This window comes from Micromonospora sp. WMMD708 (genome assembly GCF_049315245.1).
In the GTDB taxonomy this organism is placed as follows: Bacteria; Actinomycetota; Actinomycetes; order Mycobacteriales; family Micromonosporaceae; genus Micromonospora; species Micromonospora wenchangensis.
Map to the genome: position 1 here is coordinate 3,022,501 of NZ_CP186060.1, position 25,283 is coordinate 3,047,783.

25 protein-coding genes and 2 rRNA genes (1 of these 27 running past the window's edge) are annotated in these 25,283 nt (G+C 72.2%); 12 read left to right on the forward strand and 15 right to left on the reverse strand.

The genetic code is table 11. From position 1 onward, the window contains the following. The 4 genes from ACN260_RS13290 to ACN260_RS13305 all read left to right on the forward strand — a co-directional run. Positions 1 to 1,932, forward strand: a 23S ribosomal RNA gene (locus tag ACN260_RS13290) (it extends 1,177 nt beyond the left edge of the window). Positions 1,933 to 2,025: 93 nt separating this feature from the next. After that, positions 2,026 to 2,142: ribosomal RNA gene (rrf, locus tag ACN260_RS13295) — 5S ribosomal RNA — on the forward strand. Positions 2,143 to 2,398: 256 nt separating this feature from the next. After that, entirely contained in the window at positions 2,399 to 2,986 is a 588-nt protein-coding gene (locus ACN260_RS13300; protein ID WP_422756254.1) for a LuxR C-terminal-related transcriptional regulator, read from the forward strand. A gap of 110 nt (positions 2,987 to 3,096) precedes the next feature. Beyond that, entirely contained in the window at positions 3,097 to 3,801 is a 705-nt protein-coding gene (locus ACN260_RS13305; RefSeq protein ID WP_422756255.1) for a LuxR C-terminal-related transcriptional regulator, read from the forward strand. A gap of 56 nt (positions 3,802 to 3,857) precedes the next feature. Here the strand turns inward: ACN260_RS13305 and ACN260_RS13310 are convergent, their stop codons facing one another. The 13 genes from ACN260_RS13310 to ACN260_RS13370 all read right to left on the reverse strand — a co-directional run bounded on the left by ACN260_RS13310 (position 3,858) and on the right by ACN260_RS13370 (position 18,761). Then, positions 3,858 to 5,639, reverse strand: a complete 1,782-nt coding sequence (locus ACN260_RS13310) for an ATP-binding cassette domain-containing protein (RefSeq protein WP_422756256.1) — start codon at positions 5,637 to 5,639, stop codon at positions 3,858 to 3,860. Continuing rightward, positions 5,636 to 7,303: an ABC transporter ATP-binding protein gene (locus tag ACN260_RS13315; protein WP_422756257.1), complete on the reverse strand. Its 1,668-nt coding sequence runs from the start codon at positions 7,301 to 7,303 to the stop codon at positions 5,636 to 5,638. The genes ACN260_RS13310 and ACN260_RS13315 overlap by 4 nt, the downstream gene beginning before the upstream one ends. A gap of 70 nt (positions 7,304 to 7,373) precedes the next feature. Then, on the reverse strand, positions 7,374 to 7,493 hold the full coding sequence (locus tag ACN260_RS13320) for a SapB/AmfS family lanthipeptide (RefSeq protein WP_067312693.1): 120 nt from the start codon (positions 7,491 to 7,493) through the stop codon (positions 7,374 to 7,376). Between the two features lie 82 nt (positions 7,494 to 7,575). Then, a complete protein-coding gene (locus ACN260_RS13325; protein ID WP_088647629.1) occupies positions 7,576 to 7,695 on the reverse strand; it encodes a SapB/AmfS family lanthipeptide in 120 nt (39 codons plus the stop codon). 69 nt (positions 7,696 to 7,764) lie between these two features. Beyond that, on the reverse strand, positions 7,765 to 10,356 hold the full coding sequence (gene lanKC / locus ACN260_RS13330; RefSeq protein ID WP_422756258.1) for a class III lanthionine synthetase LanKC: 2,592 nt from the start codon (positions 10,354 to 10,356) through the stop codon (positions 7,765 to 7,767). Positions 10,357 to 10,635: 279 nt separating this feature from the next. Next, on the reverse strand, positions 10,636 to 11,334 hold the full coding sequence (locus ACN260_RS13335) for an aspartate/glutamate racemase family protein (protein WP_422756259.1): 699 nt from the start codon (positions 11,332 to 11,334) through the stop codon (positions 10,636 to 10,638). Further along, entirely contained in the window at positions 11,331 to 12,632 is a 1,302-nt protein-coding gene (locus tag ACN260_RS13340) for an NAD(P)/FAD-dependent oxidoreductase (protein WP_422756260.1), read from the reverse strand. Before ACN260_RS13340 ends, ACN260_RS13335 begins: the two co-directional genes overlap by 4 nt. An 11-nt stretch (positions 12,633 to 12,643) precedes the next feature. Beyond that, positions 12,644 to 13,519: a family 3 encapsulin nanocompartment shell protein gene (locus tag ACN260_RS13345; RefSeq protein WP_422756261.1), complete on the reverse strand. Its 876-nt coding sequence runs from the start codon at positions 13,517 to 13,519 to the stop codon at positions 12,644 to 12,646. 47 nt (positions 13,520 to 13,566) lie between these two features. Beyond that, complete coding sequence (locus tag ACN260_RS13350; RefSeq protein WP_422756262.1) at positions 13,567 to 14,406, reverse strand: class I SAM-dependent methyltransferase; 840 nt, start codon at positions 14,404 to 14,406, stop codon at positions 13,567 to 13,569. Positions 14,407 to 14,450: 44 nt separating this feature from the next. After that, the gene (locus ACN260_RS13355; protein ID WP_422756263.1) at positions 14,451 to 15,278 is read right to left on the reverse strand and encodes an SDR family NAD(P)-dependent oxidoreductase; all 828 of its coding nucleotides are present in this window, start codon (positions 15,276 to 15,278) and stop codon (positions 14,451 to 14,453) included. Positions 15,279 to 15,283: 5 nt separating this feature from the next. Next, positions 15,284 to 16,234 carry a sulfotransferase gene (locus ACN260_RS13360; protein WP_422756264.1) on the reverse strand — a complete coding sequence of 317 codons (951 nt, stop codon included), beginning with the start codon at positions 16,232 to 16,234 and terminating at the stop codon, positions 15,284 to 15,286. Further along, the gene (locus ACN260_RS13365; protein WP_422756265.1) at positions 16,231 to 17,403 is read right to left on the reverse strand and encodes an MFS transporter; all 1,173 of its coding nucleotides are present in this window, start codon (positions 17,401 to 17,403) and stop codon (positions 16,231 to 16,233) included. The genes ACN260_RS13360 and ACN260_RS13365 overlap by 4 nt, the downstream gene beginning before the upstream one ends. After that, on the reverse strand, positions 17,400 to 18,761 hold the full coding sequence (locus tag ACN260_RS13370) for a DegT/DnrJ/EryC1/StrS family aminotransferase (protein ID WP_422756266.1): 1,362 nt from the start codon (positions 18,759 to 18,761) through the stop codon (positions 17,400 to 17,402). The genes ACN260_RS13365 and ACN260_RS13370 overlap by 4 nt, the downstream gene beginning before the upstream one ends. 4 nt (positions 18,762 to 18,765) lie before the next feature. On the opposite strand from ACN260_RS13370, the gene ACN260_RS13375 reads away from it, so the two are divergent. After that, the gene (locus ACN260_RS13375) at positions 18,766 to 18,993 is read left to right on the forward strand and encodes a hypothetical protein (protein ID WP_422756267.1); all 228 of its coding nucleotides are present in this window, start codon (positions 18,766 to 18,768) and stop codon (positions 18,991 to 18,993) included. Positions 18,994 to 19,158: 165 nt separating this feature from the next. Here ACN260_RS13375 and ACN260_RS13380 read toward each other — a convergent pair whose 3' ends face one another. Beyond that, positions 19,159 to 20,112, reverse strand: a complete 954-nt coding sequence (locus ACN260_RS13380; protein WP_422756268.1) for a GlxA family transcriptional regulator — start codon at positions 20,110 to 20,112, stop codon at positions 19,159 to 19,161. Between the two features lie 101 nt (positions 20,113 to 20,213). On the opposite strand from ACN260_RS13380, the gene ACN260_RS13385 reads away from it, so the two are divergent. Then, positions 20,214 to 20,870, forward strand: coding sequence for a DJ-1/PfpI family protein (locus ACN260_RS13385; RefSeq protein ID WP_422756269.1), 657 nt, complete (start codon positions 20,214 to 20,216; stop codon positions 20,868 to 20,870). Positions 20,871 to 20,879: 9 nt separating this feature from the next. Next, entirely contained in the window at positions 20,880 to 21,194 is a 315-nt protein-coding gene (locus ACN260_RS13390; protein WP_422756270.1) for a hypothetical protein, read from the forward strand. 225 nt (positions 21,195 to 21,419) lie between these two features. Here ACN260_RS13390 and ACN260_RS13395 read toward each other — a convergent pair whose 3' ends face one another. After that, the gene (locus ACN260_RS13395) at positions 21,420 to 21,656 is read right to left on the reverse strand and encodes a GntR family transcriptional regulator (protein ID WP_422756271.1); all 237 of its coding nucleotides are present in this window, start codon (positions 21,654 to 21,656) and stop codon (positions 21,420 to 21,422) included. A gap of 107 nt (positions 21,657 to 21,763) precedes the next feature. Between ACN260_RS13395 and ACN260_RS13400 the strand changes: the two genes are divergently transcribed. The 5 genes from ACN260_RS13400 (at position 21,764) to ACN260_RS13420 (ending at position 25,274) form a co-directional block, all read left to right on the forward strand. Continuing rightward, the gene (locus ACN260_RS13400) at positions 21,764 to 22,021 is read left to right on the forward strand and encodes a hypothetical protein (protein ID WP_422756272.1); all 258 of its coding nucleotides are present in this window, start codon (positions 21,764 to 21,766) and stop codon (positions 22,019 to 22,021) included. After that, positions 22,014 to 22,895, forward strand: a complete 882-nt coding sequence (locus ACN260_RS13405) for a helix-turn-helix domain-containing protein (RefSeq protein ID WP_422756273.1) — start codon at positions 22,014 to 22,016, stop codon at positions 22,893 to 22,895. Before ACN260_RS13400 ends, ACN260_RS13405 begins: the two co-directional genes overlap by 8 nt. Positions 22,896 to 22,996: 101 nt before the next feature. Beyond that, positions 22,997 to 23,896 carry a hypothetical protein gene (locus ACN260_RS13410; protein WP_422756274.1) on the forward strand — a complete coding sequence of 300 codons (900 nt, stop codon included), beginning with the start codon at positions 22,997 to 22,999 and terminating at the stop codon, positions 23,894 to 23,896. Continuing rightward, positions 23,883 to 24,137 (forward strand): hypothetical protein, encoded by a 255-nt coding sequence (locus tag ACN260_RS13415; RefSeq protein ID WP_422756275.1) that lies wholly within the window; start codon positions 23,883 to 23,885, stop codon positions 24,135 to 24,137. The genes ACN260_RS13410 and ACN260_RS13415 overlap by 14 nt, the downstream gene beginning before the upstream one ends. Before the next feature lie 189 nt (positions 24,138 to 24,326). After that, positions 24,327 to 25,274, forward strand: coding sequence for a hypothetical protein (locus ACN260_RS13420; RefSeq protein ID WP_422756276.1), 948 nt, complete (start codon positions 24,327 to 24,329; stop codon positions 25,272 to 25,274). The last annotated feature ends 9 nt before the right edge of the window (positions 25,275 to 25,283 follow it).

A 25,283-nucleotide genomic window follows, 5' to 3' on the forward strand; every position in this document is an offset into this window, starting at 1 on the left:
TAATAGCTCACTGGTCAAGTGGTTCCGCGCCGACAATGTAGCGGGGCTCAAGCACACCGCCGAAGCTGTGGCATTCACATTTTAACTTCGCGTGCCCTTGATGGTGCGTGCAGGTGTGTGGATGGGTAGGGGAGCGTCGTGCCGGGGGTGAAGCAGCGGGGTGACCTAGTTGTGGACGCGGCACGAGTGAGAATGCAGGCATGAGTAGCGAAAGAAGGGTGAGAAACCCTTCCGCCGGATGACCAAGGGTTCCAGGGCCAGGCTAATCCGCCCTGGGTGAGTCGGGACCTAAGGCGAGGCCGAGAGGCGTAGTCGATGGACAACGGGTTGATATTCCCGTACCCGCGAAGGAGCGCCCGTGATGAACCTCGTTGTGCTAACCACCCGAGCTGGCTGATGTCTTCGGACGGATGTTGGGGAGCGTGGGAACCTGGCGGGTAGTAGTCAAGCGATGGGGTGACGCAGGAAGGTAGCTGATCCCGGCCGGTGGTTGTGCCGGGGTAAGCGTGTAGGCCGACATGTAGGCAAATCCGCATGTCATGGGGCTGAGACGTGATGCCGAGCCGATTCAGGTGAAGTCAGTGATCCTATGCTGCCGAGAAAAGCCTCTAGCGAGTTTCGAGCGGCCCGTACCCCAAACCGACACAGGTGGTCAGGTAGAGAATACCGAGGCGATCGGGCGAACTGTGGTTAAGGAACTCGGCAAATTGCCCCCGTAACTTAGGGAGAAGGGGGGCCGGAGACGTGAAGCCCCGTGCGGGTGGAGCGTTGTATGGCCGCAGAGAGCAGGGGGAAGCGACTGTTTACTAAAAACACAGGTCCATGCGAAGAAGTAATTCGATGTATATGGACTGACGCCTGCCCGGTGCTGGAACGTTAAGGGGACCTGTTAGCTCTTCGGGGCGAAGCGGAGAACTTAAGCGCCAGTAAACGGCGGTGGTAACTATAACCATCCTAAGGTAGCGAAATTCCTTGTCGGGTAAGTTCCGACCTGCACGAATGGCGTAACGACTTCCCCACTGTCTCAACCACAGGCCCGGCGAAATTGCAGTACGAGTAAAGATGCTCGTTACGCGCGGCAGGACGGAAAGACCCCGGGACCTTTACTATAGCTTGACATTGGTATCTGAATGGACTTGTGTAGGATAGGTGGGAGCCGGTGAAACCTGTACGCCAGTATGGGTGGAGGCAATCTTGAAATACCACTCTGGTTGATTTGGGTATCTAACTTCGGACCGTTATCCGGTTCAGGGACAGTGTCTGGTGGGTAGTTTAACTGGGGCGGTTGCCTCCTAAAGGGTAACGGAGGCGCCCAAAGGTTCCCTCAGCCTGGTTGGCAATCAGGTGTTGAGTGCAAGTGCACAAGGGAGCTTGACTGTGAGACTGACAGGTCGAGCAGGGACGAAAGTCGGGACTAGTGATCCGGCACTTGCGTGTGGAAGCGGTGTCGCTCAACGGATAAAAGGTACCCCGGGGATAACAGGCTGATCTTCCCCAAGAGTCCATATCGACGGGATGGTTTGGCACCTCGATGTCGGCTCGTCGCATCCTGGGGCTGTAGCAGGTCCCAAGGGTTGGGCTGTTCGCCCATTAAAGCGGTACGCGAGCTGGGTTTAGAACGTCGTGAGACAGTTCGGTCCCTATCCGCCGTGCGCGTAGGATACTTGAGAAGGGCTGTCCCTAGTACGAGAGGACCGGGACGGACGAACCTCTGGTGTGCCAGTTGTCCCGCCAGGGGCACGGCTGGTTAGCTACGTTCGGAAGGGATAACCGCTGAAAGCATCTAAGCGGGAAGCCTGCTTCAAGATGAGGTATCCCACCCCACTTTGTGGGGGTAAGGCCCCCAGCTAGACGACTGGGTTGATAGGCCGGAAATGTAAGCTCGGTAACGGGTTGAGTTGACCGGTACTAATAGGCCGAGGACTTGATAACAAGGCTGCTACGCGTCCACTGTGTAACTCTGAACAAACATCGAACAACCCCCCGCAATGTGGGTGTGTGTGTTGTTTGATATGTTCATAGTGTTACGGCGGTCATGGCGGAGGGGAAACGCCCGGCAACATTCCGAACCCGGAAGCTAAGCCCTCCAGCGCCGATGGTACTGCACTCGGGAGGGTGTGGGAGAGTAGGACACCGCCGGACAACCTTTCAGTTGAGGCCAACCCCTGATGGGGTTGGCCTCAACTGTTGTCTCCGCAAGAATCTGCGCCCTCCGGCGGCCTGATGCATTTCGACCGTTTTCCCGCTGGCCGGAAACGGGTCGTCATTCCGACAATCGCGACTGCTGCCGCCTCCCTTTGGGAAAATGTGACGGATGGACGAACTGACGAGCGGAAAACAGTCATCGTCGGGTCCGGACCGGGCGGCAGAAAACGATGAAACGACGATTCGTGTCGTCGTGGTGGGGCCGCCGGGACTGTTGCGTACCGCCCTGGCGGCGGTCCTGGCCGCCGCCCCCGGATTCGAGTTGGCCGGCGAGAGCGATCCCGACCACCACCTGACGGAGGGAGTCGTCACCCGGCGTCCCCAGGTCGTCCTCGTCGATCTCGATGCGATCGAGGACCCCGCCGTGCTCGCCGCGCGGTGGCATGCCCGGGTGCCGGGGTGTGCGGTGGTGGTGCTGACCTCCCGGCGGACCGCCCGGGTGCTGCGTCGGGCCCTCGGGGCCCGGGCCCGGGGGATCATCGCCAAGGACGTCCCGCCCCAGGAACTCCTGGACCAGCTCCGTCTGGTCGCGGAGGGGCAGCGGATGATCGACCCGGTGACCGCCCTGGCCGCACTGGACGCTGCGGTCAATCCCCTCAACGAGCGGGAGCGCGAGGTGACCGCCGCGGCCGCCCGGGGAATGTCCACCAAGGAGATAGCCGGTCACCTGCACCTGGCGCCGGGCACCGTCCGCAACCACCTGTCCGCGGTGCTCCGCAAGACCGGTGCCCGCAACCGGTGGGAAGCGGTTCAGCGGGCTCAGGACGCGGGGTGGATCTGACCACCCGTGGGAAGGGGTGTCGAACCAGTTACGGATTCAATAAGATTCCGAACCGTGCGTCATCGACCGCACACATTTCGTCAACACGGGCATCATCTCGGGAGTCGCTTATGGTTCGCACATTGCTTGCCCTCCAGGGTGGGCTCCTCCGGGGCGCACTCGCCCAACTGCTCGCCGCCGAGCACGACATCGAGATCGTGGGTGAGGTGGACAGTCCACACCACCTGCGCGCGGCGGTCCGGGCCGAGCGGCCCGACGTGGCCGTGGTCGAGTTCGACATGTTGACCGTGACGGAACTGGTGCGGCTGGCCACCCTGGGCGTCGCGGAACCCGTCGTCGAGACCACGCCGGGTGCCGGTGGCAGGTCCGCCGTCCCGACCAGCGCCCCGCCGCCGCACTCGTCGACGGAGCCGGCGACCACGCCCGTGGGTGCGCTACTGGTTCTCGTCGAACAGCGACGGGCCGGCCGGCTCGGGCCGGTGCTCGCCGAGCACGGCCACCGCATCGGCTTCCTCAGCCGTGACGTGCCACCCGGCCGGATCGTCGACGGGGTACGGCAGCTCGCCGAGGGACGGGTCGTCCTCGACCCCGACCTGGTGGTCGCCGCCCTCGAGGTCGCCGACAACCCGTTGACCAACCGGGAGCGGGAGGTGCTCGACGTGGTCGCCGAGGGGCACCCGGTCCAGGAGATCGCCGAACGGCTGGTGCTGTCGGCCGGCACCGTGCGCAACCACCTGTCGCGGATCATGGCGAAAACCGGAGCGCGGACCCGCTGGGAAGCGGTGCGGATCGCCCGGGAATCCGGCTGGCTGTGACCGGTACCCACCCGATCCCGGCGCCCGGCGTGCCCGCCGGCACCGCTGCGGGGCACTCAGGTGCGGGCCGCCGCTGACGTCCCGCCCGATGCCGTCCAGAAGGTGGCGGTGTCCGACGGTTCCGTCTCACCGTAGCCGACCAGGGCACGGTAGGCCGCTGAGCGTTCCAGCAGCCCCTGATGGGTGTCCAGCAGCGCGGTCCGCCCGTCGAGCAGCAGGACCCGCCGCGCCCGCAGCGCCGAACTGACCCGATGGGCGATCACCACCAGCGTGCCGGGCCGGGCGGCGAAAGCCGTCTCCAGCCGCGCCTCGGTGGCCGGGTCCAGGTGACAGGTCGCCTCGTCGAGGATGGTCAACGGGGCGGGGGAGAGCCAGGCCCGCAGCAACGCCACCTGCTGCCGCTCCCCGGCCGACAGGTCCGCCGGGCGCAGCGTCGCCTCGTACCCGCCGAGCCGGGTCAGCAACCCGGTCAGTCCCAGCCGGGCCGCCGCCCGGTCCATCACGTCGTCCGGCACGCCGGGGGCCAGGTAGCCGAGGTTGTCGCGGAGCGTGCCGGTGAAGACGTACGCCTCCTGGGGGATGAGCACCCGCCGCTGCGCCAGTTCGCCGGGCGTCACCCCGCCCACCGGCGACCCCCCGACGTGGACGGTTCCCGCCTGGGGGTACAGCACCCCGGCGATCAGCCCCGCCAGGGTCGACTTGCCGATCCCGCTGGCCCCGACGATCACCAGGTGGTCCCCGACGGGTACCTCGAGGTCGAGCCCGTCGAGCACCGGATCGGCGTGCGGGCCGTACCGGAAGGTCACCCCGCGTAGCGACAACGCGGCCCCGGTTCGCTGCGGTGCGGGGCGGGGCAGCGACCCGGCCCGGTGGCTGTCGGCCGGAGCGGTGTCGGCCGCAGCGGCGGTACGCAGCAGCCGGTCCAGGGTGACGGCGAACCGGAGGCCACCGGCGGCGACGCCCTGCACCAGGCTGTGCAGCGCCGGCTGCACCCCCCGCGTGACGTAGACGAGCGCGCCGAGCAGTGCGCCCGGCCCCAGCCCCTGACGGACCAGCCACGGCGCGGCCAGCAGCAGCGCCGGCACCGGCAGCCAACCGCCCAGCGCGAGACTCAGGCTGCGGGTCGCCGCCATGGTGGCCAGTCGACGTTCCACCCGGGCCTGCGCGTCGACGGACCCGCCGACCCACCCGGTGACCTGGTCGCGGGCCCCGCTGGCGGTGACGTCGCGGTGGCCGCTCACCGCGGTCACCACGGCCCGGCCGAGCTGCTCGTCGGCCAGCACGTACTCCCGCTGCCGGGCCACCATCACCGGCAGCGCCACGGCGAACAGCCCGAGACCGGCCAGCACCGGCACCGCGACCAGCAGCGCCACCGGGGCGGCCAGCGAGAACAGGCCGAGCACGGCGGCGCCGAGGGCGAACAGGAAGCCCCGCACCACCATCAGCAGGCCGGCGTAGGTGTCCCGGACCAGTTCCACCTGGTGGGTGAGCCGGGCCACCGCCGCGTCGTCGGCCCGGCCGCCGGCCGCGCCGGCCACCGCGCCGCGCACCACCCGACGCAGCAGGTCGTCGCGGAACGGCTCCACCACCGCGCCGAGCAGCGCGTACGACCGGTTGGTGCCGGCCGCGCCGACCAGCACCGCCAGCCCCAGCAGGGCCAGCCAGGCCAGCCCGACGCCTGGCCGCCCGGCCAGGAAGCCGCTGTCCACGGCCCGCGCGGTGAACAGCCCGGACAGGGCGGCCGGCAGCACCTCGGCGGCCGACCAGCCGGCCAACCGCCACAGTTGCGCCCGCCGGTTCCGCAGCGCGGCCCGGGTCACGCCGACGACCGTGGTCACGACCGGAACACCTCCCGGTAGTCGGGGTCGGCCCACAGCGTCCGGTGCGGGTCGACGGCGCGGATCCGCCCGTCGGCCACCCACGCGACCAGGTCCGCGCGGGCGGCCATGCCGAGCCGGTGGCTGACCACCACCCGGGTACGCCGGTCACCCGGCCCGGTCAGCGCCCGGGTCACCTGGTACTCGGTGGCGGTGTCCAGGCTGGACGTGGCGTCGTCGAGGATCAGCAGCCGTTCGGCGCGCAACGCGCGGGCCAGTCCGAGCCGTTGCCGTTCACCACCGGACATGGCGACCTCGGCCAGCGGGGTGCCGTACCGCTCGGGCAGCCGTTCGACGAAGTCGTGGATGGCGGCGGCGCGGGCCAGCGGTACCGGGTCCGCGCCGGCCCCGAGGGCGGCACCCACCGTGTCGCCGACGAGCACCGGACGTTCGAACCCGTAGCCGATCGCGGCGTGCAGGGCGGCCGGGGCCAGTTCCGGCAGCGGCACACCGTCCAGGAGCACCACCCCGTCGTCCGGGTCGCGCAACCGGCCGGCGACGGCGGCGAGCAGGGATTTGCCCGCACCGGAGGTGCCGACGACGACCAGCAGCGTGCCGCCGGGCACCCGCAGGTCCACCCGGTCGAGCAGGGCCAGGCCGTCGGCGTCGCGGACGGTGACACCGCGTAGTTCCAGGGTGCCCGGCCCGCACGGCAGGGGTCGGACGCCGTACGGGCGGGCGGGTTCGGTGAGCACGTCGGCGGCCCGGCGGCAGCCGGCGCGTACCCGGACGGCGGTGTTGAGGGCGGCGACCACGGTGCCGAGGCCCGCGCCGAGGGCGGCGTACTGGATGGCGGCCAGCAGTTCCCCGGGGGTCAACCGGCCGGCGGTCAGCGACAACCCGCCGACGGCGACGATCGCGACCTGGAGCAGCGGGTTGAGCACCGCGCCCCGGGTGGCCGCGCCGGCGAGCACCGTCCAGGTCCGTGCCCCGTGCCGGTGCAGCGCGACCAGCGGGGTCAGCACCCGGTCGACCTCCCGTTCCCCGGTGCCGGCGGCGGCGATGGTGCGTGCTCCGGCCAGTGCCTCCACCAGCCGCCCGGCGAGCTCGCCCTGGGCCTGCTGGTAGCCGGCGACGGCGGCGGAGGCGTCGGCGACGAAGCCGCGCAGCAGCAGACCGAGCAGGAGCAGCCCCGTGACGAAGGTGACGCCGAGCCACGGGTCGATCAGGGTGAGCGCCACCAGGCTGCCCACCGGCGGCAGCGCCACGGTGGCGGCCGTGACCAGTGTCGGGGCGGCCTGACCGGCGTCGGCGACCTGGCCCACCACCCGTCCGGCGAGGTCACCCACCGGGCGGCGGGCGGCGGTCTGCGGGGCGAGGGCGAACAGGTGCCGGACCAGGGTGTGCCGCAGGTGGGCCACCGACCGGGCGGTGGCCGCGCCGGTGCCGTAGTCCCGCACGACGCCGACGACGACCAGCAGCGCGATCAACCCGACGACGGCGGCCAGCCACCGGTCGGGGGAGCCCTGCGGCGCGGTGCCGACGGCGGCGTCGACGGCCCGGCCCAGCACGGCCGGCAGGGCCAGCTCGGCGACCGTGCCGGCCACGGTGACCACGGCCAGCGTCGGGGTCCACCAGCCGGCCGCGCGGACGGCCCGCAGCAGGAGCCGGTCGGTCGGTGTCATCGCGTCCCCTCCCACGCCGCGCGGCCCCGGACCGGCAGGTGCCGGTCCGGGGCCATGCGATACCGGTCGATCAGTTGCAGGTGGTGACGCTCAGCGAGCTGTCGCCGCAGAGCAGGAGGCTGGCCTGGCTGCCGCCGCCGGTGCGCTCGGTGGCCGGCAGTTCCATCGCCTGGAGGTCGAGCAGAGCCATGGTCTTACCTCTTTCTGTCGGTGTTCGGTGCGGATGTGCCTGGTGTGAATCCGGTCGGGTCGTCGGGTCGACGACCGTCGGTTCAGTTGCAGGTGGTGACGCTCAGCGAGCTGTCGCCGCAGAGCAGCAGACTCGCCCGGCTACCACCGCCGGTGCGCTCGGCGGCCGGCAGCTCCATCCCCTGAAGGTCGAGCAGGGCCATGTCTTTCCTCCTTTCCACAGTCGTCGGGTCGGGTGGCCCCGGGGTGACCCCCGGGGAGCGGGTGGGCCGTCAGGCGGCCGGGGTGGGGTCGCCGGTCGGCGCCAGCAGCGGCAACCGGACCGGATCGGTGGGTCGGCTGGCGGCCACGGCGGCCAGCACGCCGGCCGTGCCGGTGGCCAGGTCCATCGACAGCCGCAGCAACTGGTCGCCGGGGAAGGCGGTGCCACCGGCGTACGGCAGGGCGTGCCAACCCAGCAGGCGTGCCTGGTCGTGGGCCACGTCGTACTCGCCCCGGGCGGCCAGGTAGGCCACGATGCCGGCGCGTCCGGCGAACAGCCCGGACTGGGCGTAGAACGGGAAGTCGGCGCAGCGGCGGATCGCGTCGGCCTGCTCGCGCAGCGCTTCGTCGGGACGGTGGCGCAGGTACCGGTCGAGCACCAGCCCCACCCCGACGCTGCCCTCCGCGAGGTACGGCATGGTCCGCCAGCCCTCGTTGACCTCCAGGTGCCCGTCGTCGCGGCGCACGCAGCGGCGCAGGTCCTGCCGCAGCGCGGTCTCGGCGTGGTCGAGTAGCCGTGCGTCGGGTTCCCGCTCGTACCGGTGCAGCAGCATCAGGGCCACTCCCGCGCCGCCGCGCATCAGCCCGGCGTACGGGTGCCGGCCGCCGCTGACCTCGGCCACCGAGTCGACGTCACCGAGCCGGTCGACGACCAGGTCGACGGCCTGTCGGGCGGCGGCCTCGTAGCGGTCCTCGCCGGTCAGCGTGGCGAAGTGGGTCAGGTTCAGCGCGATGCCGGGCAGCCCACCCACCAGGTCGTTGCCGAGTTCCGTCCACGGCTCGCCGAGGCAGCGGTCGAGCAGCCGGCGGGCCTCGTCGCGCTGGCCGAGCAGGTCCAGCACGTACGCCACCCCGTGCAGCCCGTCGAAGAGGCCGAGTCGGCTGCCGGAGGCGGGTTCCCGGACCCGGTCGATCAGCCAGCGGACGTGGTCGGGGTCGACGGGCGCGCCGGTGGCGTGCAGCGCCCAGAGCACCCCGGCCGCGCCGTGGGCGAGGTTCAGCCCGCCGTCGTTGCCGCTGAACTGCCGGATGTCACCGGGGAAGAGCCGGTCGTCGCGGTGCGGTGTGGCGCTGGCGGTGATCGCCCGGACCAGCCGGTCGCGCAGGCCGGGCCAGTCGTCCGGGTCGACCCGCACCACGTCCGGGTCCAGCCGGCTCGCCGCTGCGGGTGCCGTCGGGGTCGCCGTGCCGGTGGCCGGCGGGTCGCCGACGATCACCGCGACGGTCTCGTCGAGGATCGTCCGGTCGACCGGGAAGTGCTCGGCCACCACGTCGGCCAGGTGCGCCGCCTTGTCCGGGGCCAGCCGCAGCATCGCGGTCAGCGGCAGGAACAGGGCGAGCCGCAGGCAGGCCAGGGCGTACCGGTCGACGTCGGGGCCGACCCGGTCGCGGGGCGCGGCGAACGCCTGGTTGCGCAGCGCCGGGCGGCTCGCCTCGGCGGCCGGGGCGGCGACCTCGAAGTCGATCAGGGTGACCGCGCCGTCGTCGCCGACCATGATGTTGAACATGTGCAGGTCGCCGTAGACGATGCCGTGCGCGTGGATGGCCTCGACCGCCTCGGCGACCTGCCGGTGCACGTCCAGCGCCCAGCGGGTGTAGCCGGCGCGGTCGGCGTCCGGGTGCACCAGCGGGTAGCGCTGCACGACGACCTGGTTGAGCGGGCGGCCCTCGACGAACTCCAGGGCCAGGAACTCGTGCCCGCCGAAGCTGAACTCGTCGTGCACCCGCACCAGGTGCGGGACGTCGGCGAGTTGGCGCAGCACGGTGGCCTCCCGGCGCAGCCGGGTCACCGCGTCCGCGCCGGTGGCGTCGAGGCCGGCGTACGGGCGGGCCTCCTTCAGCACCACCCGGGTGTCGGTCCGGGTGTCCCGCGCCTCGTACAGGCCGCCGCCGTTGGAGAAGTGGATGACCTTCTCGATCCGGTAGGGCAGCTCGGTGGTGCTGGCGGCGTTGCGGGCGGCCAGGTGCGGGGCGAGGAAGTCCGGCAGGGTCACCCAGTCGGGCAGGTGGAACACCGGGTCGCGGCGGTCGGGCACCAGGGTCCCGGTGGCGTCGGCGATGGCGGGCACCACCTGCCCCTCGGGTGAGAGGCAGAAACGGGCGGCGAAACCGCCGTAGCGCAGGTAGACCGGGCCGTCGCCGTAGCGCAGGTCGCTGAGGATGTAGGGGCCCTGCTCGCCGTCGAGCAGCGCCGCCAGCTCCTTGGCGGTCAGCTCCAGCTCGGCGTCGTCACGGGGGTAGACGGTGACGAACTTGCCGCTGCCGCCCCGGCGGGCGTACTTGCTGTTGCGCATCAGCAGCATCCGGGGGCCGCGCAGGTGCTTGAACGGGATGCCGCGCGGCTCGCAGTAGTCCATCACCCGGGCGAGGACCCGCTCGGCGTTGTCCAGCCGGGCCGAGACGTGGATCTTCCAGCCCTGGGCGGGCAGGGTGCCGCCGACCGGCGCGTGGATCAGCCAGTCGTCCTTGACCTCGCGTTCCCAGTCCGCCGGCTGCGGGCGGTCGGTGGCGTAGCCGATGCCGGTGGCGGTGGCGCTCGCGCTGGACAACGAGTCGTAGAAGAGCGGATCGACCGCGCAGTACGAGTCGTATCTGTCGTCCATCTCGGCTGCCTCCCATCCCCTGATCGGTTGACGTCAATCCTGCGATCGGCGGGCCGTCGCGCACAGTGCGATGCGTCATCGACCGACGGTGAGGATCCGGCCGGAAACTCGTGACAATGGCGGAGTTTGAAATCGTGAATACCGCATCACCTGCGGATCGGCCCCGGCGTCGGCCCCGGCCCGACGCGACCGCCGCGCTACCTGTGGGAAGCCACAAAAGACCGCCGGTCGGCCGGGTCCCCAGGGGACCCGGCCGCCCGGCGGAACGGGGAACGAGACCTACCGGCGGTCGGCGTACGGGTGCCGGGCCAGGCCGGCGTGGACCATCGTGGTCAGGGTGACGATGTCGTAGACCGGCACCCCGAGCCGGGCCTGGACCAGGTACGCGAACGGCACCAGGTCGGTGCACTCGATGACCACCGCCCCCAGGTCCGGCCCGGCCAGGGCATCCGCCCGCGCCACCACCTCGGCGGCCAACCGGTCGACGTCGAGGGCGTCGCGTCGACCCTCCAGCATCACCTCGCGGAACTCCGGCGCGTCGGCCATGCCGGCCACCCGGACCGGCACGTCCTGCGCGCCGACCGCGGCCAGGTGCCGGCGGGTCAGCGCCGCCGCGTCGGCGGTCAGCACCCCGACCGTCCGGCCCGGACCGAGCATCCGGTGCACCATCGGCAGCTGGAGCAGGCTCGACGAGTGCAGCGGCACGTCCACGGCGGCGGCCAGCTCGGCCTGGAACAGCACCAGGAAACCGCACGCCCCGGTGATCGCGGCGACCCCGGCGCCCTGCAGGTCCCGGGCCGCCGTGACGAACGGTGTGAGCAGGGTCGGGTCGGCCTCGCGGACCAGCCGTTGCGGGGTGGCCCCCTCGACGACCCGGTACACCACCGGGAAGTCGAACGTCGCCGGGTTGCGGATGTGGCCGGGGATCTTGTCGAAGCTGGTCTGCAGGCAGAGCACCCCGATCGTGGGGGCGTTCACCGGTGCCCCCGCCGGTGCCGGTCCACCGCGAACGTCGCCAGTGGCACGTCCGGCGTCGCCCCGGTGACGAGCTGGGCGAGCAGCCGCCCGCCGGCCGGGGCGATCCCCATCCCGATGTGCCCGTGCCCGGTCGCGACGCTGACGTTGCCGTACGACCCGAGCCGGCCGATCAGCGGCAGGCTGTCCGGGGTGCACGGCCGTAGCCCGCTCCACACCTGCACCCGGCCCCCGGTGTCGCACCCCGGCAGGTACGACCGCACGGTGCGCCGGATGCCGTCGACCCGACGCGGGGACACGCTGGTGTCCAGGCCGGTCAACTCCAGCGTCCCGGCCAGCCGTATCCGGTCGCCCAACGGCATGACGGCCACCTTCCCCTCACTGAGCAGAACCGGCAGGGTCGGGGTGGCCGGGCCGGCGTCGACGGTCACCGCGTACCCCTTGGCGGGTTGCAGCAGCAGGCCGACGCCCAACTGCCTGGCGCACGCCACCGACCACACCCCGGCGGCGAGCACCACCTCGCCGGGGCGCAGGTCGCCCCGGCTGGTGCGCACGGCGCGGACCTGACGGCCGACGGTGTCGAAGCCGCGTACCTCGGTGTCGGTGAGGATCTCCACCCCGGCGGCCCGCAACAGCCGGGCGAACGCGACCAGGAACGCCGGGATACGTAGCGCGGCGCCCTCCTCGTTGAGCAGCGCCCCGGCGACGGCGAACTCGACGCCCGGTTGCAGCCGGGCCAGCTCCGCCCGGTCCACGGTACGCAGCGGCACCCCCCGGGCCACCGCCGCCGGCACCGACGCCCGCGCCTGCGCGTACCCCTCGGAAGTACGGCAGGCCAGCAGCATGCCGCGGGCGGTGAGGGTGCCGGCCAGCTCGTCGTGGGCGCAGACCTCCCGCAGGATGGCCAGGCTGCGCTGCTTGAGGTCGAGCAGCACCTCGAAGCCGGCGCGGGCCTGCCGTTGCGTGCAGTTGCGGCGGAAGTGCCACAGCCAGGTCAGCAGCTCCCGGTCGGGCCGGGGCCGGACGTGGAACGGGCTGTCCGGGTGGAGCAACCAGCGCAGCCCCTTCGCCGGCACCCCCGGCTCGGCCAGCGGGGCGGCCCCCTGGGTGCCGACGAAGCCGGTGTTGCCCGACGAGCAGGCGGCCGGGTCGCCGACCTCGCCCCGGTCCACCACGGTCACGCTCAGCCCGGCCCGGCGCAGGAACCAGGCGCAGAACAGCCCGGCCACGCCCGCGCCGACGACCAGGACGTCGGGATCGGACCGTGCGGGTACGTCGTGCGGCGCGGGCGTGGTCGCCATGTCGGCCCCCGCTACAGGGTGACGACGAAGAAGCAGGTGGGCAGGTTGACCACGACCCGTTCCCAGATCTCGGCGCACAACGCCCGACCCGGCTCGGCGAAGGTGCCCGGCGGCGGCTCGGCGAACCGGATGGTCGACCGGCCGGCGTCGAAGAGCACCGCGCCGTGGCCGAAGTCGCCGACGATCGCGGTGCCCGGGTCGACCAGCCGGGTCCGGACGATGAACACGCCGTTGTCCTCCACGTCGCGCATCAGGTGCCCCTCGCCGAGCAGCCGGTAGTAGTCGGCCGGGTTGATGATCAGGCCGTCGGCGGTGCTGCCCATCTGCTCCACCTCGTTGCAGGCGGCCAGAATGGTCGAGGCGAACGGCGCGGGGTCGGTGAGCCGGCCGAGCTGCGGCATGTTCAGCAGCCCGCCCTCGCCGCGCAGGATGGTGTGGTTCTCGGCGGTGGCCAGCCGCACCACCAGGCGGTAGTCGATGAACTGGGCGAAACCCACCGGGTCGGCCCACAGCTCGTCGGGCACCTGCACCCAGGCCCGGGTGGTCAGCAGCTGCGGGATGGGGGAGCGGTGGAAGTGGTTGGCGGCCTCCCGGCGCAGGTCCGCGCCGTCCACGACGGGGTCACCGGGGCGCGGTGGGCTCTCGTGCCAGTAGAACTCCTGCGGCTCCCGGGACAGGTCCACCACCTTGAGCATGTTCCGCGACGGGTAGCGGGGCTTGCGCCGGGAGCTGGTCAGCGAGTCGGTGATGGTGACGTCGTAGTCGACACTGGTGTCGAAACCGTCCTTGGCGAACGCCTCGACGAACAACCCGCCTGGCGACATCTGGGTCCTGCGTTCGGCGACGACCTCGGCGATCGTCCGCTTGACGGCGTCGGTGCGCTGCATGGTTGCCCTCCTGGTTGCGAAGCTGGTACGCGGGTCGGTGCGGCCGGTCAGGCCGGCTTGCGGGCGACGAACATGCCCCAGCCGAACTCGCCCCGGTCGATCGCCGCCTGGATCTCGTCGCAGGAGGCGGCGAAGCCGAGGATCCACCGCCGGGCCGCCTCGTCGACGCTTGCGGCGGCCCGCTGCCGGGCGGTCTCCCCGAGCACCCGGTACGTCTGGCGGATGTGCGTGTCGAGGCTGCGGGCGACGGTCACCTCGAACCCGGCCGCCGTCAACGCCTCCCGGTAGCCGTCGAGGGAGTAGCCGCTGCTCCACCGCACCCGGTCGTAGACGTGCCGGCGGGCCGCCTCGCCGACCTCGGCGACGGGTTGCAGGAAGTCGGTGACGGCCAGCGTCCCGCCGGGGGTGAGCACCCGGAACATCTCCGCGTGGCTGCGCGCCTTGTCCGGCACCAGGAACAGCGCGTCCTGGCTGACCACGTGGCTGAAGCTGCCGTCGGCGTACGGCATGGCGGTGGCCGAGCCGTGCCGGAAGGCGACCGGCAGGCCACCCCCGCGTTCGGCCAGCTTGGTCTGGGCGAAGCGGACCCGTTCGATGCTCAGGTCCAGCCCCTCGCCCCGGCAGCCGGTGCGCCCGGCCAGCCGCAGCAGGAAGTTGCCGCAGCCGCAGCCGACGTCCAGCACCGTCGAGGACGCGTCGATGCCGGCCTCGGTGGCCAGGATGTCGGACGTCCGGTCGGCCGCCGCCGGGTAGTCGGTGTCGTCGGCGTCGGCGAAGTAGCCGGTGTGCAGCACCCCCTCGCTGTCCCAGAAGCTGAGGTACGTCTGGGTGGTCTGGTCGAAGAACTCGGAGACGTCCCGTTCGGTGAACTGGCTGGTCGTGGACATGCGGCACTCCTTCGTGCGCGGGGCGGGCGGGGGTGTGGGCGGGCTCAGGCGTAGGTGTTCCTGCCGACGCCGGTCAGGTGGGGCAGCTCCGGGCCGGTCGCGGCGGCCCCGCCGTCGATCAGGTGCACCCCGGCGGTGACGAAGGAGGCCCGCTCGCTTGCCAGGAAGGCGGCCACCGCGGCCACCTCGTCCGGCCGGGCCAGCCGGCCCACCGCGCTGTGGTGGCCCATCGCCGCCAGCCGGGCCTCCACGTCGCCGTCGGTGGCGAGCCGGGCGGCGGCGCGTTCCATCGGCGGGGTCCGTACCCCGCCCGGGGCGAGCACGTTGACGGTGATGCCGTCGCGGCCCACGTCGACGGCGAGGCCCTGGGCGAACCGGACCAGCGCCGCCCGGGTCACCCCGGAGAGCACCAGCGGCCCGATCGGCACGCAGGCCGTCTCGGAGGCGACGAACAGCAGCCGTCCCCAGCCGGCGGCCCGCAGGTGCGGCAGCGCGGCGGTGGCCAGCGCCACCGCCGGCAGCAGCACCCGGTCCACGGCGGCCCGGTAGTCGTCGACGGCGAAACCGCCGGCGGTGCCGACCGGCGGGCTGCCGCCGCCGGCCACCAGCACGTGCACCCCGCCCAGGTCGGCGGCGACCGCGTCGACCCAGTCGCGGGCCGCGTCGGGGTCGGTGAGGTCGACGCTGGTGGCGCTGACCCGACCGGTCGCCACCTGCGCCACCTCCCGTTGCGCGGCTTCCAGCCGGTGCGGGTCGCGTCCGCAGATCGCCACCTGGGCGCCCTCTGCGGCGAACTCCTTCGCGCAGGCCAACCCGATGCCGCTGGTGCCACCCGCGACCAGGGCGACCCGCCCCTTCAGCCCGAGATCCACGACTGTTACCTCCCGTTGTCCGATGTGCTGCCGACCGTCGCGGGGCCGGGGGAGCGGTAGCCGTAGCGGCCGAACAGCGGCCAGGCCAGCGCGGTCGCGGCCCACCGCCGGCCGGGGGACAGGGTGCGCCGCCAGCCGTCGTCGGAGTCCCGGATGAGCGTCGGCCCGGTGCGGAACCGGTCCGGGTTCCCGGTGACCGTGTGGTTGGTGTGCAGGTGCACGGTGCGGTCACGCACGGGGTTGCCGGCCGGGTCGGCGGCGCAGAGCCGCAGCAGCGCGTCGACGGTGCCGGCCGGGTCGGCGGTGAACTGCTCGTAGCGCAGGAACATCGACCGGTCCGGGTACCGACGGGTGATCGCGGCGGCGGCCCGGTTGAAGCCGTGCCAGTAGCCGGTGCTGCGGGCGGCGGACATCGCGTAGACGTACTGCTTGGGCTCCCGCCACGAGTGCGCCACCGCCCGGGGGTCGCGGACCAGGTGCACGTAGTACGGCCGGATGCCGGGCAGGTGCGCCAGCAGCGCCGCCTCGCCGGGGATCTTCGTGGTGTCCACGATCACCCGTGCCCCGGTCCGCTCGGCGATGCCGTGGTAGACCCGGCCCATCAGGTCGGCGTGCGCGCGGATCTCGTCGTCGTACAGGCCGCGCCGCAGCACCCGCCAGGTGTGCCGGGTACGCACCCGGGACCACTGCCGCCGGATCACCGTCGCGGCGTGCGCGTCCGGGGACGTCCCGGCGGGCCGGCCGATCGGCAGCACCGTCGACCAGATCGGGCAGCCGGTCAACGCCTCGCCGCAGCCGCACCTGTCGTTGACCCCGCGGCCGGTGGCGTTCTTCCACAGGAAGTGCAGCTCACCGACGTGGAAGAAGCCGGGCACCTCGTTGAGGACGTTGCCGATGATGGTGCTGCCGTTGCGGCACCAGCCGGTGATACACAGGACGGTCAACGGCTCGCTCATCCGGCGGGTACCTCCGTGGGTGTGCGGGGGCGGCCGATGCGTACCGCCAGGGCCGCCGCGACCAGCGCGCAGGCCGCGCCGACGACGAAGACCGCCGGGTAGCCGAAGCCGGCGGCGACCAGGCCGGTGACCGGCCCCCACACCGCGAGCCCCAGATCCCAGAACGAGGTGTACGCGCCGATCGCCGCGCCCTGCCGGGCCGGGTCGGTCCGGTCCATCACCATCAGCGCCAGCGACGGGTGCAGCAGCGAGAAGCCGACCCCCATGACCACGCTGCCGGCCACCGCGACCGGCAGGTTCGGGGCGACCGCGACGACGGCCAGCCCGACCGCCTCGCCGACCCCGCACCAGGCGGCCACCCGGCGCGGGCCCAGCCGGTCGGGCAGGTGCCCGATGACCAGCCGGGTGCCGGCGTAGACGGCGCTGAAGCAGCTCAGCACCACCACCCCGTGCCCGATGTCGCGGGCGTCGAGGTGCAGCACCACGAACGCGGCGAGCCCGGCGTAACCGGCCGCGCCGAGGGTCAGCGCGATCCCGGGCAGCAGCGCCGGACGCAGCAGCAGGCCACCGCCACCGCCGCCCGGGGCGGTCCGGGGCGGCGTCGGCACCACGGCGACCAGCCCGGCGGCGAGCAGCGGCGCGGCGGCGCTGAGCACCCACACCGCGGTGAAGGAGACCTGTTGCAGGGTCGCCCCGAGGAACGTGCCGGCGGAGATGCCGCCCCACATGCTCACCCCGTACAGGCCGATGAGCTGGCCGCGCCGGTGGTGCGGGGCCAACGCCACCGTCCACACCGCACCGGCGGTGAACAGGGCGGCCTCCCCGGCCCCGAGCAGCAGCCGCACCGCGACCAGCGTGGGCACGCCCAACGGCAGCAGGTAGAGCAGGCCCCCGGCGGCGACGGCCAGCGCCCCGGTCAGCATCACCGTGCGGTGGCCGTACCGGTCGGCCAACGCGCCCGCGACCGGGCGGACCAGCAGCGCGGTCACCGCCGTCACGGTGACCACCAGGCCGACGGTGAAGTCCCCGGCGTCGTGCCGGTCGCGCAGGAACGCCGGGAGCACCGGGATGACCGCGGTGAGCCCCAGGTAGCCGGCGAAGAGGCCACCGAAGATGCCCACCATCGCCAGCCGGGGGACGGTGGTGTCCCGGGTCGGGGCGGTGGTCATGCCCGCACCGGCTCCACCCCGACGGCCGCCGGGAGCGATCCGTCCGGTGCCGCGCCGCCGGGCGTCCCCGCCGCGGCGGCGACCTTGCGGACCGCGCGGATCAGCTGGTCGCAGTCGTCGGGGGTCAGGCTGGACGACAGCGGCACGTCGACCGTCTCGGCCAGCAGCCGGGCGGTGCGTGGCAGGGCGGCCCGGATCCGTGCCGGGTCACGGTCGTCGTACATGAACCGCCAGTTCCAGAAGGCCCGCACGTTGAGGTCGTCGTCCGCGCCGATGTTGCGGGCGTCGATGCCCTCGGCGCGCAGGGCGCGGGCGAACCAGCCGGCGTCGCCGCCGGGCACCCGGAACACGAACGCCTCACCGAGGTACGCCCCGGGCGCGACCGGGTTGCGGATAGCGATCCCCGGCAGGTCGGCCAGCGCGCCGCTGACCTGGGCGTAGTTGCGGTGGAACAGCGCCAGCCGCTGCGGCAGCCGGGTCAGCTCGGCGCGCAGCAGAGCGGCCCGGATCTCATCCATCCGCAGGCTGAGCAGGGGCAGGTCCAACCCGTCGACGGGTGGCTCGGTGCCGGGGAAGTGCCGCCGCAGCCGCCCCTCGTACGCCCCGGACAGCGCCACCGCCCGGCCGAACAGGGTGCTGTCGTCGGTGACCAGGAAGCCGCCCTCACCGCAGTTGAGCGCCTTGTCGGACTGGGTGCTGAACGCCCCGGCCACGCCGAACGTGCCGAGCTTGCGGCCGTGCAGTTCGGCGCCGAGCGCGGGCACCGCGTCCTCGATCAGCGGTACGCCCATCTCGGCGGCGAAGGCGGCCAGCGCGGCGACGTCGGCGGCGAAACCGCGCATGTGCACCACGAGGATCGCCTTGATCTCCGGTCGCCAGCGGCGGCGCAGGTCGTCGAGGTCCATCCGCAGGTCGTCGTCCACCTCGACCAGGAATGGTCGGCACCCGGCCAGCACGATGGCGCTCGGGGTGGCGACGAAAGTGAATCCCGGGCAGGCCACCAATGAGCCGGGCGGAACGGCGGCACCCATGATCGCCAGGGCGAGCGCGGCGGTGCCACTGGATACGGCGAGGGCGTGCCGGGTACCGAAATAGCGGCACAGTTCCGCCTCGAACTGCCCGCACTCTGTTTCCGCCTCGGTGCGGTGGTCGTAGCGGAAATAGAGGTGACTGCGGATAGCGCGCATCGCCGCTTCCTCGTCGTCGGAGCAGACGTGCACCGCGCCTTTGTCGTAGGTGGGCCAGGGGGTGCGGCGGATCGGTGCGCCACCGTGCAGGGCAAGCCGTTCATGCAGCTCAGCGCCGTGTGAAGCCGGCCGGGGCCGGGTCGGCGCGGGATCTTCGTCGTTCCCGTTCACCGGTGTGCTCCTGACTGCCTGCGGCAGTTTTCCCGACCGGATCGACAGGGAATTGCGCACGGGGCATCCGCCTCGCGGCAACCGCGTCGAAACGCCGGAACAACTACCAGATCCGACATTTGCGCGGGCCGGGAATCCGGTGAACAACATGATTGCCCTCGGGATGCGGGCCGTCAACCATGTGCCGGGAATGAGCGTCGACTTAACACCCGTTGAGGTCAGTGGGTCATGACGGTGGTGGCGGACAGTGACCATTACGAATGGCGAATGTCGGGCATTCCGCCGGGCCGGATCGTCCCGGCCTGCCGGTATGCCCCACCGACGGGGGTCCGGCCTCCTACCGTGCGTGCGGGAAGCCGGCCGGGGTCGCACGGGGACGACGAACGAAGGCCCCCGCTCAGCCGGGCACCCGCCCGGCGACGAAGGTCCTGCGGTACACCTGCGGTGAGACTCCACTGAGCCGCTTGAACTGGACCCGGAAGTGCGCCGGTGAGGCGAAACCGACGAGGTGGGCGATCCGGTCGACACCGTGGTCGGTGCGTTCCAGCAGCTCCTGCGCCCGGCGGATCCGCACGGCGGCGACCCACTGCATCGGGGTACGGCCGGTCTCCTCGTGGAAACGGCGATTGAGGGTACGCACGCTGAGCCCGGCCCGGGCGGCCACGTCGGCCAGGGTCAGCCGCTCGTGCGCGTGCGACTCCCACCATTGCAGGACCGGGCCGAGACCCGCCCCGCCGGGGTCCACGCCGGGGCGCACGATGAACTGCGCCTGCCCCCCGTCGCGGTGCAGCGGGGCCACGGCCTGCCGGGACGCGTCGGCGGCGACTGCGGCACCGTGGTCCCGGCGGACCAGGTGCAGGCACATGTCCACACCCGCCGTCGCCCCGGCGGAGGTGACGAACTGGCCGGCGTCGACGTACAGCACCGCCGGGTCCACCCGGACGGCCGGGAACATCGCCTGGAACAGTTCGGCGGCGGCCCAGTGCGTGGTGGCCCGTCGACCGTCGAGCAACCCGGCGGCGGCGAGGGTGAACGCGCCCACGCAGATCGAGGCGATCCGGACGCCGACGGCAGCAGCCGCCCGCAACGCGTCCAGCACCGCGCCGGGCACCGGCGTGGCCGGGTCGTACCGGCCGGGCACGATGACGGTGTCGGCGGCGGCGAGCGCGTCGAGGCCGTGGTCGACGGACAGCCGCAGCGGGCCCGCGTCGACGACCGGCCCGCTGCCGCAGACCAGCACCCGGTAGCCGGCCCGGCCGCCCGGCAACCACACCCGGCCCAACACCTCGATCGGGGTGGCCAGGTCGAACGCGATCGTGCCCGGCAGCGCCAGGACCACCACGGTGTGCACGACGGCACCTCCCCGGGATCGTCGGCGGACGGCAAGAAACAGTCGGACGATGGCAATCGTGCCACTGGCCGGTTCAGGCGGCGAAGCCGAGGATCGGTGGCATGTTGGTACAGATCGTGTTGTTCGACGGGTTCGACCCGCTCGACGTCGTCGCGCCCTTCGAGGTCCTCGCCGCCGGCGGCGACGCCGTCGGCGGCGCCCTGGCGGTGGAACTCGTCTCGGCGCAGGGCCCGAGGGAGGTGGTCAGCGGCACCCGTGGCCTGACGCTGCGGGCGACCGGGACGCTGGACCCGACCCGGCCGGGCTACGTCGTGGTGCCCGGTGCCAGCGGTCCGAGCACCGGCGACCCCGACGAGGGTGCGGTGACCATCCCCGTGCTGCTGGCCCGGTTCGCCGACTCGGCGGCCGTACCGCTGCTGCGCGCCGCCCTCGACAATCCCGACGTGACGGTGGCGGCCGTCTGCGGCGGGTCGCTCGCCCTGGCCATGGCCGGTCTGATCGAGGGCCGCCACGCGGTGACCCACCACCTCGGCATGGACGTGCTCGACGCCACCGGCGTACACGCGGTGCCGGCGCGGGTCGTCGACGACGGCGACCTCGTCACCGCGGGTGGTGTCACCTCCGGCCTGGACCTCGGGCTGCACATCCTGGAACGGGAGTTCGGCCCCCGGGTCGCGCACGCCGTGGAGACCCTCTTCGCCTACGAGCGACGCGGCACCGTGTGGCGTGCCGCCGGCCACCTTCCCGTCCCGGTCTGAGGAGGAACGGTGGTACACCCCGTCATCGGCACCTGGGACGTCAGCCTGAGGACCCCCATCGGCACGCTGCGCGCCACCTACGTCTTCCACGACACCGGCGGCGCGCTCACCGGCACCGCGTCGACCGCGGCGGAGACCGTGGCGCTGGCGGCGGTGACCTGCGCCGACGCCCGCGTGACCTGGCGGCAGTCGGTGACCCGGCCGATGCGCCTGCACCTCGACTTCGACGTGGTCGTGGACGGCGACACCCTGGCCGGTCATTCCCGCGCGGGTCGGCTGCCCCGCACGGTGGTCACCGGCACCCGCCGTCCATCCGGCAGTTGAGGACCACCGCCCGGCGCAAGCAGCCCGCCTCCGCTGCTGTGGCCGGGGTCGGCCTTGCGGGATGTTGACCGGGAAGCCGCTGTCCATCAGATACTGACGGTTGAGCGCGCCGGCCAGGCAGGCGGCGGTCCAGCCTCTGCCGAGATCGAAGCGCTCCTGGCCAACCTCGACCGCCTCGGAGACGGCAGCGCGAACCCCTGACCTGCGGGTTCGTCGAGCAGTGGGCTACGAGGTCTGCTGCGGCGGGCCAGCGACGAAGACACCGATGCCCGCGCGGCCGACCAGTTCGTCAAGCTCGATCATCGAGTCGAGAGCACGGCGGATGGTCACGTGGCTCGTGTCGTACTCCTCGGCGAGGAGACGCGCAGAGGGGAGCTTGCTCCCTGGTGGGTAGATGCCAGACTTGATCTTCGCGCGCAGGTCATCTCTGATCTGTCGCCAGAGTGGCTGTGCGTATGGCATGAGGTCAGCAAAGCAGCCGATTTCGGGGACGTATAAAGCATCCCCATGCTGTCTTTACAGGCTTTACAAGCTTGCTAGGATCTCTCCAAGTCGGCGAGGGAGGCGGCATGGGTAGGCGGTGGAAGTGGTTTCTGCGGGCCGGGACGGTCGCGGTGGACCTGACCGGGCAGGTGGTGCCCGACGGGAACGGCCCGGGGCGCTGGCGGCGCAGGACGGTCGAGGGCGTCGTACCCGATGGGGTGGTGACGTCGCGGTGCGACGGCGTGCCCGGTCACGCGCGGCGGGCGGCGGAGACGCCCAACCAGCGCGCGGACCGCTACCGGGTGCGGGTGCCCCGCCAGCGGCGGGCGGGTTCCGATGGTTGAGGCCACCGGCTCGTCCGTGCCGCGCCGGCACCTCGGGCGGGTGCTGCGGGAGCTGCGCATCGCGGCGTGCATGACGCTGGACGCGGCGGCCGAGGCGCTGGAGTGCAGCCGACACAAGATGTGGCGCATCGAAAGCGGCCTCGGCATGGTGCGCGCAGTCGACGTACGGGCCATGTGCGAGCTGTACGCGGCGCGGCGCGCGCTGACCGCCGCGCTGGTCGCGCTGGCCGGAGAGACGCGGGGGAGGGGCTGGTGGCACGCGTACGGCGACCCCGTACCCGAATGGTTCGACCTCTACGGCGGCCTGGAGTCCGCCGCGTGCCGGCTCCGCGAGCACGCCGGCGCGCTCGTCCCCGCCCTGCTGCAGACCCGGGCGTACGCCGCCGCGACCTGCCCGCGCCGGCCCGGCGCGACCCCCGAGGAGCGGGAACAGCCGGTCGAGGCGCGGCTGCGGCGGCAGGACCTGCTCCGGCGGCGACTGCCCCGACCGCCGCGCTACGAGGTGCTGCTCGCCGAGGCGGTGCTGCTGCGAAAGGTGGGCGGCGCGGCGGTGACGGCCGGACAACTCCGGCACCTGGCGGAGGCGAGCCTGCTGCCGCAGGTGTCGATCCGGGTGCTGCCGCTGGCCGCCGCGGCGCACGACGGGGCGCTCACCGGCTCGTTCGTGCTGCTGGAGTTTCCGCTGGGCCTGCGCGCCGACCCCGACCCGCCGGTGGTCTACCAGGAGTCGTTGACCGGGGCGCTCTACCTCGACCGGCCGGCGGAGTGGGCCGCCTACGAGCAGGTCTGGGCGGGCCTGGACGGGGCGGCCCTGGACGAGGAGGAGTCACGCCGGCTGATCACCAAGATCGGCGAAGAGCTGCACCCCGGCTGAGCGGCGAGTGACCGGGGTGTCGCTCGGCGTTGCGCCCGGTGCTGTGGCGCTCGGCGCGTACCCTTTCTGGACCGGCAGCGCGAAGCGCGGAGGAGGGGACGATGGCGACTGATGATTCGTCGGCCGTCGACCTGACGCTGCGGGCGGTCGGGCCGGCGACGGAGGGCGGTCGCCTGCCCCTCGCCGAGTTGTCCCGGCTGGCGAGCGGGTTGCAGGCGGCCCTGGAGTTGCTGGCGCTGAGTATCGCCGGCAAAGCTACCGGCCCCGGCCGCCGACCCCGCGAGATCGTGGACGCGGTACGGCTCGACTTCGTTGGATTCCGAGCGGGCTCGGCGTTGCTGGACATCGCGCGAACCGGGCAGCTCTCGCTCGACGAAGGAGTGTTGGAACAGGCGCTGACGGCGCTCGAAGAGGGCACGAACCGTCTCCGTGAACGACCGGAGATCCTGCCCCCTCATTTCGGCCCGCAGGTGCTCAACCAGCTGCGAAGTCTGACCGGTGGGATCAGCGCCAGGGGCGTCACCCGGGTGGAGCTGTGGCAGGGCGGTCGCACCCGGTTCGTGATCGACGAAGCGCTACACCGAGCCGTCCGCCGGACATCCCTGGAAAAGATCGCCCAGGAATCGACGATCGTCGGCCGCCTGCACATGGGGGATTTCTCCCCCGCGACCCTGCGCTGCCGGATCGACACTTACGCCGGAAGTATCCTCTGTGACTTTGACTCCGACCTGCGGGACGCCGTGCTGGACGCGATGGACCAGGTGGTGATGGCCGAGGGCGTCGCCGAGCTCGAACCCAACGGCACGACGATCCACATTCTGCACCTGTCGAGCCTGCACAGGCTCGACTCGGCCGAGCCGAAGAGCCTGGACGACATCGCCAGGGCGCAGGGTGTGACGCCAGTCCGTTCGGTCGAAGAGCTACGAGGGGCACCGATCGACGACATGGGCGACTTTCTGGCGGCGCTGCGCTCGGCCAGAGGTGAGGGTGAAGGCCAGTGAAGACCGGGACGACTACCGCGCGGCGAGCCGCCGGGGCCGGGGTTCGGCGTTAGGCACCCGCCAACGTGACCAGGTGTGGGATGCCGTCGAGATGTTCCACGCGGAGCTGACCGCCGCCGGGTCCGCAACGTACCCGCAGATCTGCGCGCAGGCCGCGGACCTGCTCGCCGGCGCGGACCGGGCCACCCACGGTTACCACCATGTGGTGGTCAACGAGGCGCAGGACCTGCACCCCGCGTAGTGGCGGGTGCTGCGGGCCGCCGTGCCACCCGGACCGGACGAACGCTGCCTGCTGTTCGTGGCCAGCACCCGCGCCCGCGAGGCGCTGCAGGTGTCATGGAGCGGGGCACCCAGCCCGTTCCTGCCGTCGACCCGGTGAGGACGGCCGAGGAGATCCCGACCTGTCGGTAGCGTGCGGAAGGATGGGGCTATGCAGAGCTTCCTGACCCCGGAGCAGATCGCCCAGCGGACCCGGCGTGCGGTCGACGCGGCCGTCCACGCCGGACGCGCACGGGGGCTCGACGTGACCGACGCCCGCGTGCTATACGAGGCCTTCTCCGTGGTCGTGCACCTCGCGCCGTCGCCGGTCGTGGCCCGGGTGCCCACCGTCCTGCCCGCCTATGCGGACCTCGACAGTGTGGCCGGTCGGCAGCGGGCGGAACTGGACGTGACGGCATGGCTCACCGAGCGGGGCGTCCCGGTCATCCCGCCCAGCCCCCTCGTACCCCGCGAACCCGTCCGGCACGACGGCTTCTCGATGACGTTCTGGCAGTTGATCGAGCTGGCCCCGGCCGGGGAACCCGACTACGTGGCGAACTGTGGCCTCGTACCCGAACTGCACGCCGCGCTGCGCGACTACCCGGGTGAGTTGTCGTTCCTGTCCGCCGCCGAACCGCAGTTCGTCGAGGACGGCCTCGTCGCGCTCGACCGTCAGCCCGAGCTCATCGACCCGGCCGACCTGGACCGCGCCCGCCGGGAATGGCAGGTGCTGGCGCCACTCGTACGCTCCCGCGAACTGTTCGAGAAGACGTTCCCCGGGATCGACCTGCAACCCGTCCACGGCGACTCCCCGGTCGTCAACATGGTCGCCGGGGTCGACGGGTACCGCTACGCCGACTTCGAGATGGTGACGCTGGGGCCCGTCGAGTGGGACGTCGTCGGCGTCGGTCCGGAGGGGGAAGCCGCCTACCGGAGTGCGGCGCAGCTCCGAAACATGCGGGACCTCGACGAGGGGGTGCTGCGGTTCGTGACGGCGGTGGGGATGCTGCGGGGCGTCGCCTGTCTCGCCCTGGCCCCCCAGCTGCCGATGCTGGCGGACGCCCTCGGCGGCATGCTCGACCAGTGGCGGTCCACGGTGTTCGCCGGAGGGCTCGGCTGAGCGGGCGGG